This is a genomic window from Terrabacter sp. Root181, from assembly GCF_001428505.1.
Lineage (GTDB): Bacteria > Actinomycetota > Actinomycetes > Actinomycetales > Dermatophilaceae > Terrabacter.
The window spans coordinates 862,807-880,136 of record NZ_LMHU01000001.1 but is presented as its reverse complement, the minus strand read 5'-3'; the positions used below and the strand labels follow the sequence as shown (position 1 = coordinate 880,136).

Genomic DNA, 17,330 nt, shown 5'->3' with positions numbered 1-17,330 from the left:
CGGAGGACCCTTCCTCGACCAGGCTCAGCGCCATGGCAGGCGGGCTCTGACGTCCCCGAGACCGCGCGCGACGAGCACGGTCCCCCCGCCCTCGAGGCGAGCCCAGGATCCCGAGGTGGCGTCCCAGCGACGCCACATCCGTTCGTCGCACCGCACGTCCACGGTCGCGCTGGCACCGGAGTCGACCTCGACGGCGGACCAGCCGACGAGTCGCACCGGCTGGGTGGGGTCGCCGGGCTCGAGGTAGACCTGCACGACCTCGCGGGAGGTGCGGTCCGAGGTGTTGGTGACGGTCGCCGAGACCACGACAGCGGCGTCCTCGGTGGAGGACACGGCGACGTCGGAGTAGTCCCACGCCCCGTATCCCAGGCCGTGGCCGAACCAGAGGGTCGGTGCGGGAGCCCGGCCCGCGTGGTGTCCGCGGTACCCGACGAAGGGGCCCTCGGCGTACTCCACCGCCCCGTCGACCGGGGTGACGCCCCATGCCGGAGAGGCGCCGTCGGCCGCGGGGTAGGACGTGACGAGCCGCCCCGAGGGCTCGATGTCACCGACCAGGGCCGAGGCCACGGCATGACCGCCCTCCTGACCCGGGATGCCGGCGACGAGGACGGCGTCCACCTCGCCGAACCACGGCATCAGCACGGGGGTGGCTGCGTTGACGACCACGACGGTCCGACTCGCCACCGCCGCGACGGCGGCGACGAGGTCGTCCTGACGTCCCGGGAGGGCAAGCGTGGTCTTGTCGACGGCCTCGGTCTCCTGCTCCTCGGTCAGTCCCACGACGACCACCGCGACCTCGGCCGCCGCCGCAGCGGCCGCCGCGTCGGCAATGACGTCGCTGGCCGGGCGCGGCGCCTGGCGGGCCACGACAGAGAGCCGGCCGAACGGCGCGCCGGTCGACCGTCGTTCGGCCACCAGCTCGACCGGGCCGGCGGAGTCGACGACCGTCGTCCAGCCGGGCGGGGTCAGGAGCGCCTCGCCGACGTCGCCGCTCGACAGACCGAGCGTGACGTCATGCGCGACGCCGTCGACGCGCACCGTCCACGCGCCGACGCCCACGACGCCGACCTCGCGGGGCCCGTTGCCCGCGACGACCGCCTCGAGCCGGATCACGGCCGGGACCTCGGGCAACCCGTCGTCGAAGCCGAACGAGACCGTCGCGTCATCGACGTGGCGGTCGACGACGACCACGCCGTCGGCGGTCGTCGCGGTGAAGTGGATGCCCGCCGCGCCGCCCTGGGGGTCGGTCACGACGTCGAGGTCGGCCGGCACAGGACGCGATCGCACCTCGACGCCGTCGACGACGTCGACGTCGGCGAGGCGGGCCGCCAGCGCCTCGGCCACGCTGATCTGATGCGGCGGCCTCACCTGGGCGGAGCCGCCACCCATGTCGATGGTCCGGGTCGCGTGTCGCCCGATCAGCGCGACCCGTGTCGCCCTGTCCAGGGGCAGGCTGCCGTCGTTCCGCACGACCGTCATCCCTCGCGCAGCGAGCCTCTCGAGCTGCTGCCGGCGCACGGGGTCGGTCGGCGGCGGGCAGTCCGTCGACCACGCGCGGCCACCGTCGAGGGCCCCGACCCGACCTGCGAGTCGGAGCAGCCGGCGAAGGTGGTCGTCGATGGTGGACTCGTCCACGTCGCCGCTCTCGACGGCGGCGACGAGCGCTGCGCCCCAAGGCCCGTCGGGCCCGGGCATGACGAGGTCGAGGCCACCGTTGGCGGCCGCGGCGGCCGACTTCGTGGCGAACCAGTCGGACATGAGGAGGCCGTCCCAGCCCCACTCCCCCTTGACGATGCCGTTGTTGACGGCGTCCTGCTCGGTCGCGGGCACGCCGTTGACGTCGTTGTAGGCGGCCATGATCGACCAGGGGTGGGAGTCCTCGACGGCGATCTCGAAAGGCAGCAGGTAGAGCTCGCGGAGCGTCGACTCGTCCACGACGCTGTTGACCGTGTGTCGTTCCGTCTCGGACTCGTTGGCCACGAGATGCTTGAGACACGCGCCGATACCGTTGCCCTGCAAGCCTTTCACGTATGCCGCAGCGAGCCGTCCAGTGAGCAGCGGGTCCTCCGAGTACGCCTCGAAGAGACGGCCCCCGAGGGGCGAGCGGTGCAGGTTGATGGTCGGGCCGAGCACGACGTGGATGTGCTGTCGCTCCGCCTCCTCGGCCAGCACCTGGCCGACCTCGTGGGCGAGGTCCTCGTCCCACGCGGAGGCGATGAGGGTGGCGTTGGGCATCAGCGCCACCTCGTCACCACCGACGAACTCGAGACCACGAACTCCGGTCGGCCCGTCGGAGAAGGCCATCGTGCCGAGGCCGATGGAGTCGTCGCCCTGCAGCGTGAACATCGTGGCGCCGGTCAGCAGGCGCACCTTGGCCTCCAGGTCGAGCGCGGTGATGCGGGCGTCCAGGTCGGTGTCGTCGGTCATGGGACCAGCCTCTCAGGCGCGTCCGTGAGCCGGTAGCAGGAGCCTGATGCTCGTCCCCCGGCCGAGCTCGGACTCGACGTCGATCCGCCCACCGTGCCTCGTCACGACACGCTGCGCGATGCTGAGGCCGAGACCGGTGCCCGGAACCTGGAGGGCCTGCGGGTTGGTCCCGCGGAAGAACTCCGCTTCACGGCGTTGCTGACGAGGTTCTGCACGACCCGCTCCAGGTCCCCGGCGCTGCCACGGACGAGCGGCAGCCGCTCCTCGAGGTCGACGTCGGCCTCGGGCATGGCCCCGGTCGGGGTCGCTGACCCGCGAGAGGGTCAGCCGGTCGTCGGTGAGGCTCTGCAGCGGCTCGGTGTTGCGCTCGATGACCCCGAGTGACCGGTCGCCGTTGCCGTCGGGCTCCTGCCGGAGCAGCTCGACGTGCTCCAGCCGACGCGCAGCACGGGCTGCAGCCATCTCCGCGGACCTCAGTGACTCACTGATGTCGCAGAGCGGGCGTCAATCCGGCACAAGGGACTTTTCACACCACGTGTCGCGGGCGGTGTGGCGCCGGGGTCACCAGCCGGACTGCATGGCCGAGTGCTCGGGGGCGGGGGTGCGGGTCAGCTGGAGGAAGCCCCCGGGCATGTCGCGCCGCTCGATGACGCGCCGCGTCAGTCCCTTCGCCGCGGCCAGGGCGACGGTCTTGTCGACGAACGTGGGGTCGGTGCACGTGAACTCGCGCCCCTTCCACCGGATGGTGCAGCCGTCCGCCGCACGCACGTTGCGGACCCAGTCGGTGCCGCGCCCCCACGGCAGGCCGATGACGAAGGTCGTCGGCGTGGGGATGACGGCGATCGGCGTGGAGTAGTCCTTGCCGCTCGAGCGGCCCTGGTGGCGCAGCACCGCCCAGAGCGGGAAGAAGCGGTGCCCGGCGAGCCGGACGGCGACCTTGTTGAACTGCTTCGCGGATGCGGGTGGGCCTGCCATGCCCTCAGCATGCTCCTCGCGAGCCCCGCCATGGGCCCTTTGCCGCGGACGTATGCCGAGGACGTATGCCGACGGGCCGGGTCCGCCGCCCGTCAGCCCAGGTGCCCGCGGACCGACACGTGCCCCTTGAGCAGGTTGCGCGCGATGGTGCGGCGCTGGATCTCGTCGGTGCCCTCGTAGATGCGCAGCAGCCGCAGCTCGCGGTACCACCGCTCGACGGGCAGCTCGCGGGTGTAGCCCATCCCGCCGTGCATCTGGAGCACGCGGTCGACGATCTCGTTGGCCTTGACGCCGCCGTACAGCTTGGCCATCGACTGCGACTGGCGCGAGTCGAGGCCGCGGTCGACCTGCCAGGCGGCGGTCAGCACGAGCCAGCGCAGGGCCTCGATCTCGACGGCGGAGTCGGCGACCATCCACTGGATGGCCTGGCGCTCGGCGATCGGCTGGCCGAAGGTGACGCGGTTGCGGGCCCACTCCATGCCCATCTCGACGAGCCGCTCGCACGACCCGAGGGCGTGGGCCGGCAGCATGTAGCGGCCCTTGCCGATCCACCGCATCGCGAGGTCGAAGCCCGTGCCCTCCTCGCCGAGGATCGCCGAGTGCGGCACCCGGACGTCCTCGAAGACGAGCGCGGCAGGTCCCCACTCGCCCATCGTGTCGATCGGGGTGCTCGTCCAGCCGCGGTCGCGGTCGACGAGGAAGCACGTGACGCCACCGTCGGCGCCCTTCTCCTTGTCCGTCACGGCGAACACCATGACGAAGTCGGCCTCGTTGCCGCCGGTGATGAAGGTCTTCTCCCCGTTGATGACCCACTCGTCGCCCTCGCGTCGGGCGCTCGTGCGGATGGCGCGTGCGTCGGAGCCGGCGCCGGGCTCGGTGATCGCGAAGCACGACCTCCGGGTGCCCTCGATCGTCGGGCGGAGGTAGGTGTCCTGCTGCTCCTCGGTGGCCGAGAAGAGGATGTTGTCGGCCTCGCCGGCGAAGCGGAACGGCACGAACGACCGGCCGAGCTCGATCTCGATGAGCGCCGCGACGACGGCGCCCTGCCCCATGCCGCCGTGGCTCTCGGGCGTCTGGATGCCGAAGAAGCCGGACGAGCGGGCCTTGTCCTGAAGGCCCTTCAGCTCCTCGGCGGTGAGGCCACGCTCGTTCCGTCGCTCGCGCTCGAGCACCTGCGGCTCGAGCGGCACGATCTCCTTGCGCACGAAGGTGCGCACCCAGTCGCGGATCTCGCGCTCCTCGGCGCTGAGGTCGAAGTCCATCGTCGGTCCCTTCGTCGTGCGGTCGGGTGGGTCGTGCGGGTGACGTGCGGGGTGTCGTGCCGTGACGAGTGCGGGGTGTATGCCGTCCCGCGCGGTCAGCGGGCGGCATACCTCCGCAGCTCGGCCTTGGCGAGGGCGTTCTTGTGCACCTCGTCGGGTCCGTCGGCGAAGCGCAGCGTGCGGATGCCGGCGAAGGCGGCGGCGAGCTCGGTGTCCTGGCTGAGGCCGGCGGCGCCGTGGGTCTGGATGGCCTTGTCGAGGATCCACTCGACGGTCTTGGGCGTCGCGATCTTGATCGCCTGGATCTCGGTGTGCGCGCCCTTGTTGCCGACGGTGTCCATGAGCCAGGCGGTCTTGAGGACGAGCAGGCGCAGCTGCTCGATGCGCACCCGGGACTCGGCGATCCAGTCGCGAACGACGCCCTGCTCGGCGATGGGCCGGCCGAAGGCGACGCGCTCGGACGCCCGGCGGCACATGGCCTCGATGGCGACCTCGGCGAGACCGATCGAGCGCATGCAGTGGTGGATGCGGCCCGGCCCGAGCCGGGCCTGCGCGATGGCGAAGCCGGTGCCCTCCTCGCCGATGAGGTTGCTCGCGGGCACGCGCACGTCCGTGAAGCGCAGCTCGGCGTGCCCGCCGTGGTCGTGGTCGTCGTAGCCGAAGACCTCCATGCCGCGGACGACCTCGACGCCGGGCGCGTCGCGCGGGACGAGGACCATCGACTGCTGGCGGTGCCGGTCGGCCTCGGGGTCGGTCTTGCCCATGACGATGAGGACCTCGCACTCGGGGTTCATCGCCCCGGTGATCCACCACTTGCGCCCGTTGATGACGTAGTCGTCGCCGTCGCGGCGGATGCTCGTGCCGATGTTGGTGGCGTCGCTGCTCGCGACGTCGGGCTCGGTCATCGCGAACGCCGAGCGGATCTCGCCGCGCAGCAAGGGTTTCAGCCAGCGCTCCTGCTGCTCGGCGTTGCCGAACTGGGCGAGCACCTCCATGTTGCCGGTGTCGGGGGCAGCGCAGTTGAGGACCGCCGGCGCGAGGCGGATGGAGCGGCCGGTGATCTCGGCGAGCGGCGCGTACTGGAGGTTCGTCAGACCGGCGCCGTGCTGGCCGGGGAGGAAGACGTTCCACAGGCCGAGGTCCCGGGCCTCCTGCCGGAGGTCCTGCAGGACGGGGGCGGTGCTCCACGCCCACGGGTCGGGCGGGGCCGAGACCTGCTCGTCGAAGACGGGCAGCGACGGCACGATGCGCTCGTCCATGAAGCCGAGCAGCTCCTGGCGCAGCTCCTCGGTGCGGGCATCGAATCCGAAGTCCATGTTCAGCTCTCCTTGACGGCGGCGAGACCGGCCGTGACGAGCGGGACGGTGGCCTCGCCGATGCTGGCGAAGCCGCTGCCGACCGTCTGGCCCTGGGTGTAGCGGTAGTGGATGCCCTCGAGGATGACCGCGAGCTTGAAGTAGGCGAGCCCGAGGTGGAACGAGAGGTGGCCGAGGTCGCGCCCGCTCGCGGCGGCGTACCGCTGGCGCAGCTCGGGCCCGCTGATGAAGCCCGGCGTCCGCGAGACGTCGGAGACGGCGACGCTGTCCATCATGAGCGGGAGCGTCTGGTACGCCTCGAGCAGGGCGACGTCGGTGAGCGGGTCCCCGAGCGTGGCCATCTCCCAGTCGAGCACGGCCGACACCTCGTCGTCGCTCGTGACGAGCAGGTTGTCGAGTCGGAAGTCACCATGAACGATCGTCGGATCGTCTTGCGCGGGAACGGATCCCGCGAGCCGCTCGTGCAGCTCGTCGATGCCCGGGAGGTCGCGGCTGCGGGATGCGTCGAGCTGCTGCTTCCACCGGCGCACCTGGCGCTCGAGGAAGCCGTCGGGACGTCCGAAGTCACCGAGACCGACCGACGCGGGCTCGACGGCGTGCAGCGCGACGAGGGTGTCGACCATGCGCTCGCTGATGGCGCGCACCCGCTCCGCGCCGAGGGGCTGGAGCTGTGCCTCGAAGCGGTAGGGGGTGCCCGCGACGCGCTCCATGACGTAGAACGGCGCCCCGATGACGTCGGGGTCGTCGCACACGGCATACGTCGTCGGGACGGGGACGGCGGTGTCGCGCAGGGCCGTGATGACGCGGTGCTCGCGCCCCATGTCGTGGGCGGTGGCGAGCACGTGACCGAGCGGCGGCCGCCGCACGATGACGGTGCTCGTGCCGTCGCCCACCTCGTACGTGAGGTTGGACTTGCCGCCCGCGACGACCCGCCCCGTGAGCGGTCCCTCGAGCAGGTCGGGGGCCGCGTCGGCGAGGAAGTCCCGGAGCCGGTCGAGCGGAAGGCCGGGCGGGTCCCCGTCGGGGGCGGTGTCGCGGGCGTCGGTCACGTCAGTCCTTCGGCCCGCCGGCGACGTAGATGACCTGGCCGGAGACGAAGCCGGCCTCGTCGCGCACGAGGAAGGAGGTCGTGGCGGCGATGTCCTCGGGCTGGCCGACGCGGGCGACCGGGATCTCCTTGGCCGCACCCTCGAGGAACTGCTCGAAGGTGATGCCCATGCGCTCGGCCGTCTGGCGCGTCATGTCGGTGGCGATGAAGCCGGGGGCGATGGCGTTGGCCGTGACGCCGAACTTGCCGAGCTCGATGGCGAGGGTCTTCGTGAAGCCCTGGAGGCCCGCCTTGGCGGCGGAGTAGTTGGCCTGGCCGCGGTTGCCGAGGGCCGAGGTCGAGCTGAGGTTGACGATGCGGCCGAACGTCGCGTCGATCATGTGCTTCTGGGTCGCCCGCGTCATGAGGAACGAGCCGCGGAGGTGGACGTTCATGACGGCGTCCCAGTCGTCGGCGCTCATCTTGAAGAGCATGTTGTCGCGGATGATGCCGGCGTTGTTGACGAGCACCGTCGGGGCGCCGAGCTCGGAGGCGACGCGGTCGACGGCCGCCTGCACGGCCGCCTCGTCCGACACGTCGACGGCGACGGCGAGGCCCTTGCCACCCGCAGCCTCGATCTCGGAGACGACTGCGGCACAGGCGGACTCGTCGAGGTCGAGGACGGCGACGGCAAACCCGTCGGAGGCGAGCCGCTTGGCCACCGCGGCGCCGATGCCGCGCGCGGCCCCGGTGACGATGGCGGTGCGCTGGGAGGTGTTCGGCTGGTCGGTCATGCGTTCTCCTGCTGGTCGGCGGTCTGGTGGTCGAGCTTCTGCTGGAGCCGGTTCATGCCGGCGAGCCAGGCGTCGGGGTGGGCGGCGCGCAGCGCGTAGTAGTCGCGCACCTCGGGGTGCGGGAGCACGTAGAAGTCGTCGGTCGCGAGCGCCCGCCACGCGGCCTCGGCGACCTCGTCGGCGGTCAGCGTCGCGTCGAGGGTGAGCAGGTCCTTGAGCGGGCCGGAACCGTCGAGCATGCGGGTCTGCACGCCCTGCGGGCAGATCGCCTGGACGACGATCCCGCGGTGGCGGTAGGTCGCGCTCAACCACTCGGCGAAGGCGACGGCGCCGTGCTTGCTCACGGAGTAGGGCGCGTCGCCGAGCATCGTCAGCAGCCCGGCCGCCGACGCGGTGACGACGAGCCGGCCTCCGCCGGCGTCGAGCCAGCGGGGCACGAGGTGCCGGGCGGCGCGCACGTGCGCGAGGACGTTGGTCTCGAGGGTGCGGGCCCACTCCTCGTCGGAGGCGTCGAGCCCGGCCAGCGTCCCGATCCCCGCGTTGGCGAAGAAGACGTCGACGCTCCCGAAGGTCTCGTATGCCGTGTCGACGAGGTGGCGCACGCCGGCGTCGGTCGACGTGTCGCCGGGGACGGCGAGGGCGCCGATCGCCTCGGCCGTCGCCGAGAGCTCGGCGGCGTCGAGGTCTGCCACGACGACCTGCCGGCCCTCGCGGGCCAGACGGGTGGCGATGGCGCGGCCGATCCCCCGGGCTGCTCCGGTGACGACGGCGGTGTCGGGCATGCTGCTCCTCGCGATGGACTAAGCGCTTGCTTACCTTGACGACAAGGTGCCCCCCACGTCAAGTGACCCCACCCGTCGAGAGGCCACGTCCGGCCCCTCAGCCGGTGACGCGCTCGATGAAGGCGACAGCCCGATCGAGGGCCTCGCGCCCGTCCGGGGTGTCGAGGTCGAACTGGTACTCGTGGTCGAGCCGCGGCTCGTGGTCGTCGTCGAAGAGCAGGACGTCGTGGTCGACGTCGTGCCGCTCCAGGGCGTCGACGAGCGCGAGCGTGTGCGGGAGCAACGGGTCGCCGTTGCCGGCCGAGACGAACGAGGGCGGGAACGACGGCGTGACGTGGACCGGCACCGAGCCCTGCCGGGTGATGCGTTCGTCGTGGCGCCGGCTCGACCCGAGGTACGACCAGATCGCCGTGTCGACCAGCCAGCTGCCCAGCCGGGTCGACCCCTGCGCGAGCGTGAAGTCGTAGGCACCGCAGAAGAGCACGAGACCGCTCAGCGAGGAGGGCGGCAGCTCGACGTCGATCCCCACCTCGCGGGCGTAGTCCTCGTCGGTGACGAGCAGCGCCACCTGCGCCGCGATCTGGGCGCCGGCCGAGTCGCCGGCCAGGACGACCCGCCCGGGGTCGATGCCGAGCCGGTCGGCGTGGTCGACGAGGTGCGCGAGCGCGGCCACCACCTGCTTGACGGGCGTCGGGTAGCGCGCACCCGGGGCGATCGAGTAGTCGACGCCGACCGTCGTGAGACCGCGCCCGGCCAGGACCCGAAGGTAGTTGGCGACGTCACCCTTCGACCCGGACACGAACGCACCGCCGTGGACCCAGACGACCGTCGGCAACGCCGCTTCGCGCGCCGGCCTGAAGACGTCGAGCCTCCCGTCCGGGGACGAGACGTCGTACGCCTCGTCGACGACCTCGACGAGATCGCCCGGGACATGCTTCTCGAGGGCGCCGCTCGCGCGTGCGGCGCCCCGGCCGAAGACGGCGCGGACGAGCAGGGCCGAGGGCCAGGGCGTCGTCCGCGCGGCGACGAGGAGCGCCCCGGCGGCCGTCGCCACGCCGAGCGCGGCCGTCCGCGCGAGACCGCGAGTCCGGTCGACGATGCCACCCATGCGGCGAATCTAGTCGGGACACGGCCACACGTGGCCTCTCGACGGTGGCTGGTGGGTGTCGGCGGGGCGGGGCAGGATCGGGTCATGCAGCTCTCCGACGTCGTCGCCACCTCGCACACCGTCGCCGCCACGTCGTCGCGCACCGCGAAGGTCGAGGCGCTGGCGGCGTGCCTGCGTCGTGCGGCCGACGACGGTCCCGACGTGGTCGAGGTCGTCACGGCCCAGCTGTCGGGCACGCTCCCCCAGCGGCGCCTCGGGGTCAGCTGGCGCGGCCTCCAGGGACTGCCCGACCCGGCGGAGACCTCGACCCTGACCGTCGAGGAGGTCGACGCCGCGGCCACCACGATCGCCGCGATCGGCGGCTCCGGCTCGGCCGCCGCCCGCACCGCCGCCGTCCGCGAGCTCTTCTCGCGCGCCACCGCCGACGAGCAGGCGTGGCTGCGTGGCCTCATCACGGGCGAGACCCGTCAGGGCGCGGGCGACGGCGTCATGCTCCAGGCCGTCGCCAAGGCCGCCGACGTGCCCGACGCCGCGGTGCGCCGGGCCGTCATGCTCGCCGGCTTCGCGGGCCCGGTCGCGCGCGCCGCCCTCACCGGTGGCGCCGAGGCGCTCGACGCCCTGACGCTCGAGGTGGGACGCCCGCTGCGGCCCATGCTCGCCGGCTCGGCCCCCGACGTCGCCGCGGCACTGGCCACGCTGGGAGGCGAGGTCGTCGTCGAGACCAAGCTGGACGGCATACGCCTGCAGGCACACGTCGACAACCGGACTAGCCCGGGCAGCGTGCGCCTCTTCACCCGGACGCTCGACGAGGTCACCGACCGGATGCCCGAGATCACCGAGGCGCTGGCGACCCTCGACGTCGAGACCCTCGTGCTCGACGGCGAGGTCATCGCACTCGGCGAGGGTGGCCGGCCCCAGCCGTTCCAGGTGACGGGAGCCCGCACGGCCAGCAGCGCCGACGTCGACCGGCTGCGCGCGGAGGTGCCCCTGACACCGTTCTTCTTCGACCTGCTCCACCTCGACGGCGACGACCTCCTCGACGAGCCGGCCCACGTGCGATGGGAGCGACTCGCCCGCACCGTGCCGCCCGCGTGGATGGTGCCGCGCGAGCTCACCGACGACCCCGAGCAGGCCCAGCGGTTCTTCGCAGACCTCGTCGCAGCCGGGCACGAGGGCGTCGTCGTCAAGGATCCCGCCCTGCCGTATGCCGCCGGCCGCCGGGGCCCGGGGTGGGTCAAGGTCAAGCCGCGGCACACCCTCGACCTCGTCGTCCTGGCCGTCGAGTGGGGCAGCGGACGCCGCCAGGGGTGGCTCTCCAACATCCACCTCGGCGCGCGCGACGCCGACACCGGTGACCTCGTCATGCTCGGCAAGACGTTCAAGGGGATGACCGACGAGATGCTCGCCTGGCAGACCGAGCGGTTCAGCGAGCTGGCGCTCGACCCGGCGGATGTCGGGGCAGGCCGGTCGGGCCAACAGTGGGGCGTCGTCCCGCTGCGCCCCCAGCAGGTCGTCGAGATCGCCTTCGACGGCGTGCAGAGGTCGTCGCGCTACCCCGGCGGCATGGCGCTGCGGTTCGCCCGCGTGCTGCGCTACCGCGACGACAAGCCGGTCGCCGAGATCGACACCGTGCAGACCGTGCGGTCGCTCGCCGGCTGGTGAGCCCGAGCGGCGTCGGCGCGTCGTGAGACGGCACGCCGCTATCTGTTGCCTACGCCACAGTACGTAGGTAAGTTCCGGCCCGAAGGCAGATCGCGTGAATTCTTCACACTCCTGGAGGCACCATGTCCATGTCCGAACTCTCCCGCCGCTCGGTGATCGCAGGTGGCATCGCCGCCGCAGCAGCGGGTGCCACGGCCGGGAGCGCCCGCGCCGCCTCGAGCGCATCCACGGCAGCCGTGACCGGCGAGGATGGCTGGATCACCGCAACGATCAACCGGATGTCGTTGGAGGAGAAGGTCGGTCAGCTCTTCATCCAGAACGTCTACGGCAAGGACGCGACGACCCCCGACAGCCGCAACCTCCCGCTCTACGGCGTCGCGAGCCCCGCGGAGGTCGTGCAGAAGTACCACCTCGGCGGTGTCATCTACTTCGCCTGGACCGACAGCGTGCAGAACCCCGACCAGATCGTCGGCCTCTCAAACGGCCTGCAGAAGGCTGCCCTGACGCAGCAGAGCAAGGTCCACATCCCGCTCCAGATCGCGACCGACCAGGAGCAGGGGGTCGTGACGCGCATCGGGCCGCCTGCCACGCAGTTCCCGGGGTCCATGGCCCTCGGTGCCGGCCGCAGCGCCCCCGACGCGCGCACGGCCGCCGCGATCACGGGCCGTGAGCTGCTCGCCATGGGCGTCAACACGAACTTCGCGCCCGACTGCGACGTCAACGTCAACCCGCTCAATCCCGTCATCGGCACGCGGTCCTTCTCCTCGCGCGCCGCGCTCGCCGCCGAGCTGGCGGCCGCCCAGGTCGCCGGCTACCAGCGCGACGGTGGCGTCGCCTCGTCGGCCAAGCACTTCCCGGGCCACGGCGACACCGCGACCGACAGCCACGTCGCCTTCCCGATCATCACCCACACGCGGGAGCAGTGGGAGACCATCGACGCCCCGCCCTTCAAGGCCGCGATCAACGAGCAGATCGACATGATCATGACGGCGCACCTGTCGTTCCCGGCCCTCGACGACTCGGGCAACCCGGCCACCCTGAGCAAGCCGATCATGACCGGCGTGCTGCGCGAGGAGCTCGGCTACGAGGGCGTCATCGTCACCGACTCGCTCGCCATGCAGGGCGTCCGCGACCTCTACGGCGACGCCGAGGTGGCCGTGCGCGCGCTCCTCGCCGGCGTCGACCAGCTGCTCATGACGCCCGCCATGGACGACGCGTACGCCGCCGTCATCGCCGCCGTGCGCAGCCACCGGATCCACCCGAGCGAGCTCGACGCCAAGGTACGCCGCGTGCTGGGCCTCAAGTACCGCCGCGGGATCGTGGCCCGACCGTACGCCGACCCGACCGCCGTCGCCTCGGTCGTCGGGACCCCGGCCCACCTCGCGTCGGCCGCCACGGTCACCGACCGCACGACGACGCTCGTCAAGAACGACGCCAAGGCCCTGCCGATCGCCCCGAGCGGCACGAAGATCCTCGTCACGGGCTACGGCGTCTCGACGACCGCCACCCTCGCGGCCGCCCTGACCGCCAAGGGCGCGACGGTGCAGACCGTCCAGACCGGCGCGTCGCCCACCGACACCGCGGTGGCATCCGCCGTCGCGGCAGCCGCCGACAAGGACGTCGTGGTCGTCACGACGATGAAGGCGTGGGACACGAGCGTCACCGACACCCGCGGCGGCCAGCAGAAGCTCGTCAAGCAGCTGCTCGCGACCGGGAAGCCCGTCGTCGTGGTCGCCGTGCGCGACCCCTACGACATCGCGTACTTCACGGCGGCGCCGACGTACGTCGCGACCTACTCCTACAGCCCGGTCGCCATCGAGGCGGCCGCACGGGTCATCGTCGGGGACGTGGCGCCGACGGCGTCGCTGCCGGTCGACATCCCCGTCGCCGGCGACCCGGCCACGGTGCTCTACCCGTTCGGTCACGGGCTGACCTACTGAGATGGGCGCCCTGCACCGGATGGTCGCGGCGGCGGCTCTCGTCGCCGCCGCGGCCACTGCCACCGCGGTCGCCCCGGCGGGCGCCGAAGCCGCCGTGCCGGCCGTCCCACCCGTGCCACCCGTGCGCGCCGTCGTCGCGACGTACAACATCCACGCGGGCGCGGGCAGCGACAACGTGTACGACCTCGACCGCACCGCCGCCGCGATCCGGGCCCTCGACGCCGACGTCGTCGGGCTCGAGGAGGCCGACGTCCACTGGGGCGAGCGCAGCCGCTTCGACGACACCGTCGCCGAGCTCGGACGCCGGCTCGGGATGCGCACCGCCTTCGCCCCGATCTACAGCCTCGACCCACTGACAGCCGGTGCGCCTCGGCGCGAGTTCGGCCTCGCCCTGCTCTCACGTCACCCCATCGTCGCCGTCGAGAACCACGACCTGACCCGGCTCTCGACCCAGGACCCGAACCCCGTCCCGGCACCGGCTCCCGGCTTCCTCGAGGCCACGGTCCAGATCGGCGGGGCCCGCGCCCACGTCTACGTCACCCACCTCGACTACCGCGGCGACCCGACCGTCCGCCGCCTCCAGGTCGCCGACACCGTGGCGATCCTCGACCAGGACCCGCCCGGCGCCGACCAGGTGCTCCTCGGCGACCTCAACGCCGACGCCGGCGCACCTGAGCTGGCCGGCCTCTGGACCCGCCTGCGCGACGCCTGGGCCGTGGCCCCGACCCGCGACGGCGAGCCCGGACTCAGCTACCCCGCGATCGACCCGACCAAGCGCATCGACCTCGTCGCCGTCTCCCCCGGCATCGACGTCGTGCACGCCAGCACCGCCCATGACCCCGCCCTCGTCGGCGCGAGCGACCACCGTGCAGTCGCCGCGACCGTCCTGCTCGACCAAGGATCGGAGACCTCCAGATGACCAACCTCAACCGCAGGCAGCTGCTCACCGCCGGCGCCCTCGGCGCCGTCGCCATCCCCGCCACCGCGGCGGGTTCCGTTGCAGCGCAGGCCGGCCCGACGGCATACGCAAGCAGCTACCCGAACAACCCCGTGACGACCGGCGCCCAGAGCGCGGCCGCGGCCGACTGGTCCGTCCTGTCGGGGCAGAAGGTCGGCGTCATCACGAACCCGACCGGCATCCTCACCAACCTGCGCACCATCGTCGATGAGATGCACGAGTCCGGCGCCGTCGACATCGTCGGCGTCTTCGGGCCCGAGCACGGCTTCCGCGGCACGGCCCAGGCCGGTGACTCCGAGGGCAACCACACCGACCCGCGCACGGGCCTCATGGTCTACGACGCCTACGGCGCCAACGCGGCGAAGATGACGACGCTCTTCCGGACGGCCGGCGTCGAGACGGTCGTCTTCGACATCCAGGACGTCGGGTCGCGCTTCTACACCTACATCTGGACGATGTACACGGCGATGCGTGCGGCCGTCGCCGTCGGAGCCCGTTTCGTCGTCCTCGACCGCCCGAACCCCATCGGCGGCAAGGCGATCGGGCCGATGATGACGACGCCGTGGACCTCTGGCGTCGGCGCCAAGGAGATCGTTCAGGCGCACGGCATGACCGTGGGCGAGCTCGCCCGCTATTTCGACGGCGAGTTCCTCACCGCCGACGCAGGTGGCCAGCTCACCGACCTCAGCGTCGTCGAGGTCAAGGGCTGGCGCCGCGACGTGCCGTATGCCGTCACCGGGCTCCCGTGGGTCATGCCGAGTCCCAACATGCCGACTCCCGACACGGCGCTCGTCTACCCCGGCACGGGGATGTTCGAGGGGACCAACCTGTCCGAGGGCCGCGGCACGACGCGGCCGTTCGAGCTCATCGGCGCGCCCTACGTGGACTACAGGTGGGCCGAACGCCTTGCGGCGCTGGACCTTCCGGGCGTCGGCTTCCGCGAGGCCTACTTCTCCCCCACGTTCAGCAAGCACACCGGCCTCGTCTGCGGCGGCGTCCAGCTGCACGTCACCGACCCGTCCACCTTCGACCCGATCCGCTCGACCGTCGAGATGCTCGTGGCGGCCAGGGCGCTCTACAGCGACTTCGCCTGGCGCTACGACTCCTACGACCCGGCGCGGCCCTACTGGATCGACAAGCTGACCGGCTCCCAGCGGCTGCGCACCCAGATCTCGGCCGGTGCGCCCGCCGCTGAGGTCGTCGGCGCATGGCGCGACGAGCTCGCGGCCTTCGACGCCCGGCGCCAGCAGTACCTCATCTACCGCGGCCCCTCGAACTGACCTGTCCACCGGCTCGCCACCCGCTGCTCGACCTGTTGCACGATCTAGGAGTGACATGCGCCTGCGCACCCTCGTCCCTGCTGCCCTCGGCAGCCTCGCCCTCGCGGGGAGTCTCGTGACCGCCGGGCCCGTCGGCTCCGCGACGGCCGACGACTTCAGCAAGCCCGACCGCGGTTTCGCCCCGGCCAACACCGTCCTGTCCGACGCGAGCCCGACGTCGGTGGGGCTCGATCCGGCGCCGATCGCGGAGTCGGTGGCGCAGATCCACGCCCACGAGCAGGTCGACGCGAGCGGCCACCCCCTCTTCGCGGGCGCCGTCGGGATCATGGGCCACGAGGGCCGCATCGTCGAGCGCGACGCGAGCGGCTGGGCGCTGCGCTACGCCGACGCCACGACCGAGCTGCCGCGCGACCAGTGGGAGCCGATGCGGACCGACACGATCTTCGACCTCGCCTCGGTCTCGAAGCTCTTCACCTCGATCGCCGTCGTCCAGCTCATCGAGGAGGGGCGCGTCGCGCTCGAGAGCCCCGTCGCGACCTACCTCCCCGAGTTCGCCGCCAACGGCAAGGAGTCCGTGACGGTGCGCCAGCTGCTGACGCACACGTCGGGCTTCACCTCGTGGCTGCCGCTGTGGAGCAAGTGGCCCGACAAGGTGTCACGCATCAAGGCGGTCATGGACCAGCCGCTCACCAACGCGCCCGGCACCACCTACCTCTACAGCGACCTCAACCTCATCACCCTCGGCGTCATGGTCGAGAAGCTGCGGGGCGAGCCGCTCGACGCCGTCGTCCACGACCGCATCACGGCGCCGCTCGGCATGACCGACACCGGCTACAACCCGGCCGACAAGGCCCGCACCGCGGCGACCGAGTACCAGACGGCGCCGCCGCGCGGCATGGTGCGCGGCGAGGTCCACGACGAGAACGCCTGGTCGCTGGGCGGGGTCGCCGGGCACGCGGGCGTCTTCTCCACCGTCGACGACCTCGCGGTCCTGTCGCAGGCCCTGCTCAACGGCGGCACCTACCGCGGAGAGCGCATCCTCAGCCGCAAGAGCGTCGAGGCCCTCATCACCAACTTCAACGGCGACTTCCCCGGCGACTCGCACGGTCTCGGCTTCGAGCTCGACCAGCGCTGGTACATGGACGCCCTGTCCGGACCCCGCACCGCAGGCCACACCGGCTACACCGGGACGTCGATCGTCATCGACTTCACGTCGCGGTCCTTCGCCGTCCTGCTCACCAACCGGGTGCACCCGTCGCGCAGCTGGGGCTCGATCAACATCGCCCGCCGCGAGTGGGCCCACGGCCTCGCGGCGTCCATGGGCATCCGGCCGCGTCACGGTGACACGGCCTGGTTCACCGGCTCGGACAACGCGACGACCACCACCCTGACGACGACGCCGCTCCCGGTGGGCGTCGGGGGTGGGCGCCTCGGCTTCGACCTCTTCCTCGACACCGAGGAGACGGACCTGCTCCACCTCGAGCGCTCCACGGACGGCGGCGCGACGTGGGCGGCCCTGCCGTTCGCCGTCGTCGACCGGGGCCAGACCGAGACGGCCGACGGCGTCATCTCCGGCTCCGGCACGAGGCGCTGGGTGCAGGTGCGGGCCGACCTGCCGGCCGGGGCGCAGCAGCTGCGCTGGCGGCACACGACCGACGGCGGCTACCTCGGTCGGGGCGTCGCCGTGGACGACGTCATCGTCCAGGGCCCGGGCGGCGTCCTGCTCGACGGTGAGAAGACCCCTGACGCCTTCACGGCGGACGGGTGGCGGCTCGCGGGCCGCGACGCCGTAGCGTAGG

The 17,330-nt window shown here is 72.2% G+C and carries 14 protein-coding genes; 5 read left to right on the top strand and 9 right to left on the bottom strand.

What is annotated here, in order from left to right:
- Positions 1-24: 24 nt before the first annotated feature.
- From ASD90_RS04060 to ASD90_RS04020, 9 genes are all read right to left on the bottom strand, one after another.
- The gene (locus tag ASD90_RS04060; RefSeq protein ID WP_056751955.1) at positions 25-2,427 is read right to left on the bottom strand and encodes a beta-glucosidase; all 2,403 of its coding nucleotides are present in this window, start codon (positions 2,425-2,427) and stop codon (positions 25-27) included.
- Between the two features lie 12 nt (positions 2,428-2,439).
- Positions 2,440-2,889 carry an ATP-binding protein gene (locus ASD90_RS04055; protein WP_056751952.1) on the bottom strand — a complete coding sequence of 150 codons (450 nt, stop codon included), beginning with the start codon at positions 2,887-2,889 and terminating at the stop codon, positions 2,440-2,442.
- A 99-nt stretch (positions 2,890-2,988) separates the two neighbouring features.
- On the bottom strand, positions 2,989-3,402 hold the full coding sequence (locus ASD90_RS04050) for a hypothetical protein (RefSeq protein ID WP_056751949.1): 414 nt from the start codon (positions 3,400-3,402) through the stop codon (positions 2,989-2,991).
- A 92-nt stretch (positions 3,403-3,494) separates the two neighbouring features.
- On the bottom strand, positions 3,495-4,664 hold the full coding sequence (locus ASD90_RS04045; RefSeq protein WP_056751945.1) for an acyl-CoA dehydrogenase family protein: 1,170 nt from the start codon (positions 4,662-4,664) through the stop codon (positions 3,495-3,497).
- Positions 4,665-4,759: 95 nt separating this feature from the next.
- On the bottom strand, positions 4,760-5,980 hold the full coding sequence (locus tag ASD90_RS04040) for an acyl-CoA dehydrogenase family protein (protein WP_056751942.1): 1,221 nt from the start codon (positions 5,978-5,980) through the stop codon (positions 4,760-4,762).
- A gap of 2 nt (positions 5,981-5,982) precedes the next feature.
- Positions 5,983-7,029 carry a phosphotransferase family protein gene (locus tag ASD90_RS04035; protein WP_056751939.1) on the bottom strand — a complete coding sequence of 349 codons (1,047 nt, stop codon included), beginning with the start codon at positions 7,027-7,029 and terminating at the stop codon, positions 5,983-5,985.
- Position 7,030: 1 nt separating this feature from the next.
- Positions 7,031-7,801, bottom strand: coding sequence for a 3-oxoacyl-ACP reductase FabG (gene fabG, locus ASD90_RS04030; protein WP_056751936.1), 771 nt, complete (start codon positions 7,799-7,801; stop codon positions 7,031-7,033).
- The gene (locus ASD90_RS04025; protein ID WP_056751932.1) at positions 7,798-8,583 is read right to left on the bottom strand and encodes an SDR family oxidoreductase; all 786 of its coding nucleotides are present in this window, start codon (positions 8,581-8,583) and stop codon (positions 7,798-7,800) included. The genes fabG and ASD90_RS04025 overlap by 4 nt, the downstream gene beginning before the upstream one ends.
- A 97-nt stretch (positions 8,584-8,680) precedes the next feature.
- Positions 8,681-9,691, bottom strand: a complete 1,011-nt coding sequence (locus ASD90_RS04020) for an alpha/beta hydrolase (protein WP_082588461.1) — start codon at positions 9,689-9,691, stop codon at positions 8,681-8,683.
- Positions 9,692-9,775: 84 nt separating this feature from the next.
- Between ASD90_RS04020 and ASD90_RS04015 the strand changes: the two genes are divergently transcribed.
- The 5 genes from ASD90_RS04015 to ASD90_RS03995 all read left to right on the top strand — a co-directional run bounded on the left by ASD90_RS04015 (position 9,776) and on the right by ASD90_RS03995 (position 17,329).
- Complete coding sequence (locus ASD90_RS04015; RefSeq protein ID WP_056751929.1) at positions 9,776-11,353, top strand: ATP-dependent DNA ligase; 1,578 nt, start codon at positions 9,776-9,778, stop codon at positions 11,351-11,353.
- A gap of 128 nt (positions 11,354-11,481) precedes the next feature.
- On the top strand, positions 11,482-13,293 hold the full coding sequence (locus ASD90_RS04010) for a glycoside hydrolase family 3 protein (protein WP_235506375.1): 1,812 nt from the start codon (positions 11,482-11,484) through the stop codon (positions 13,291-13,293).
- Between the two features lies 1 nt (position 13,294).
- Entirely contained in the window at positions 13,295-14,212 is a 918-nt protein-coding gene (locus ASD90_RS04005; protein WP_056751926.1) for an endonuclease/exonuclease/phosphatase family protein, read from the top strand.
- Positions 14,209-15,531, top strand: coding sequence for an exo-beta-N-acetylmuramidase NamZ domain-containing protein (locus tag ASD90_RS04000; protein WP_056751924.1), 1,323 nt, complete (start codon positions 14,209-14,211; stop codon positions 15,529-15,531). The genes ASD90_RS04005 and ASD90_RS04000 overlap by 4 nt, the downstream gene beginning before the upstream one ends.
- A 55-nt stretch (positions 15,532-15,586) precedes the next feature.
- Complete coding sequence (locus tag ASD90_RS03995) at positions 15,587-17,329, top strand: serine hydrolase (RefSeq protein ID WP_056751920.1); 1,743 nt, start codon at positions 15,587-15,589, stop codon at positions 17,327-17,329.
- Position 17,330: the final 1 nt, after the last annotated feature.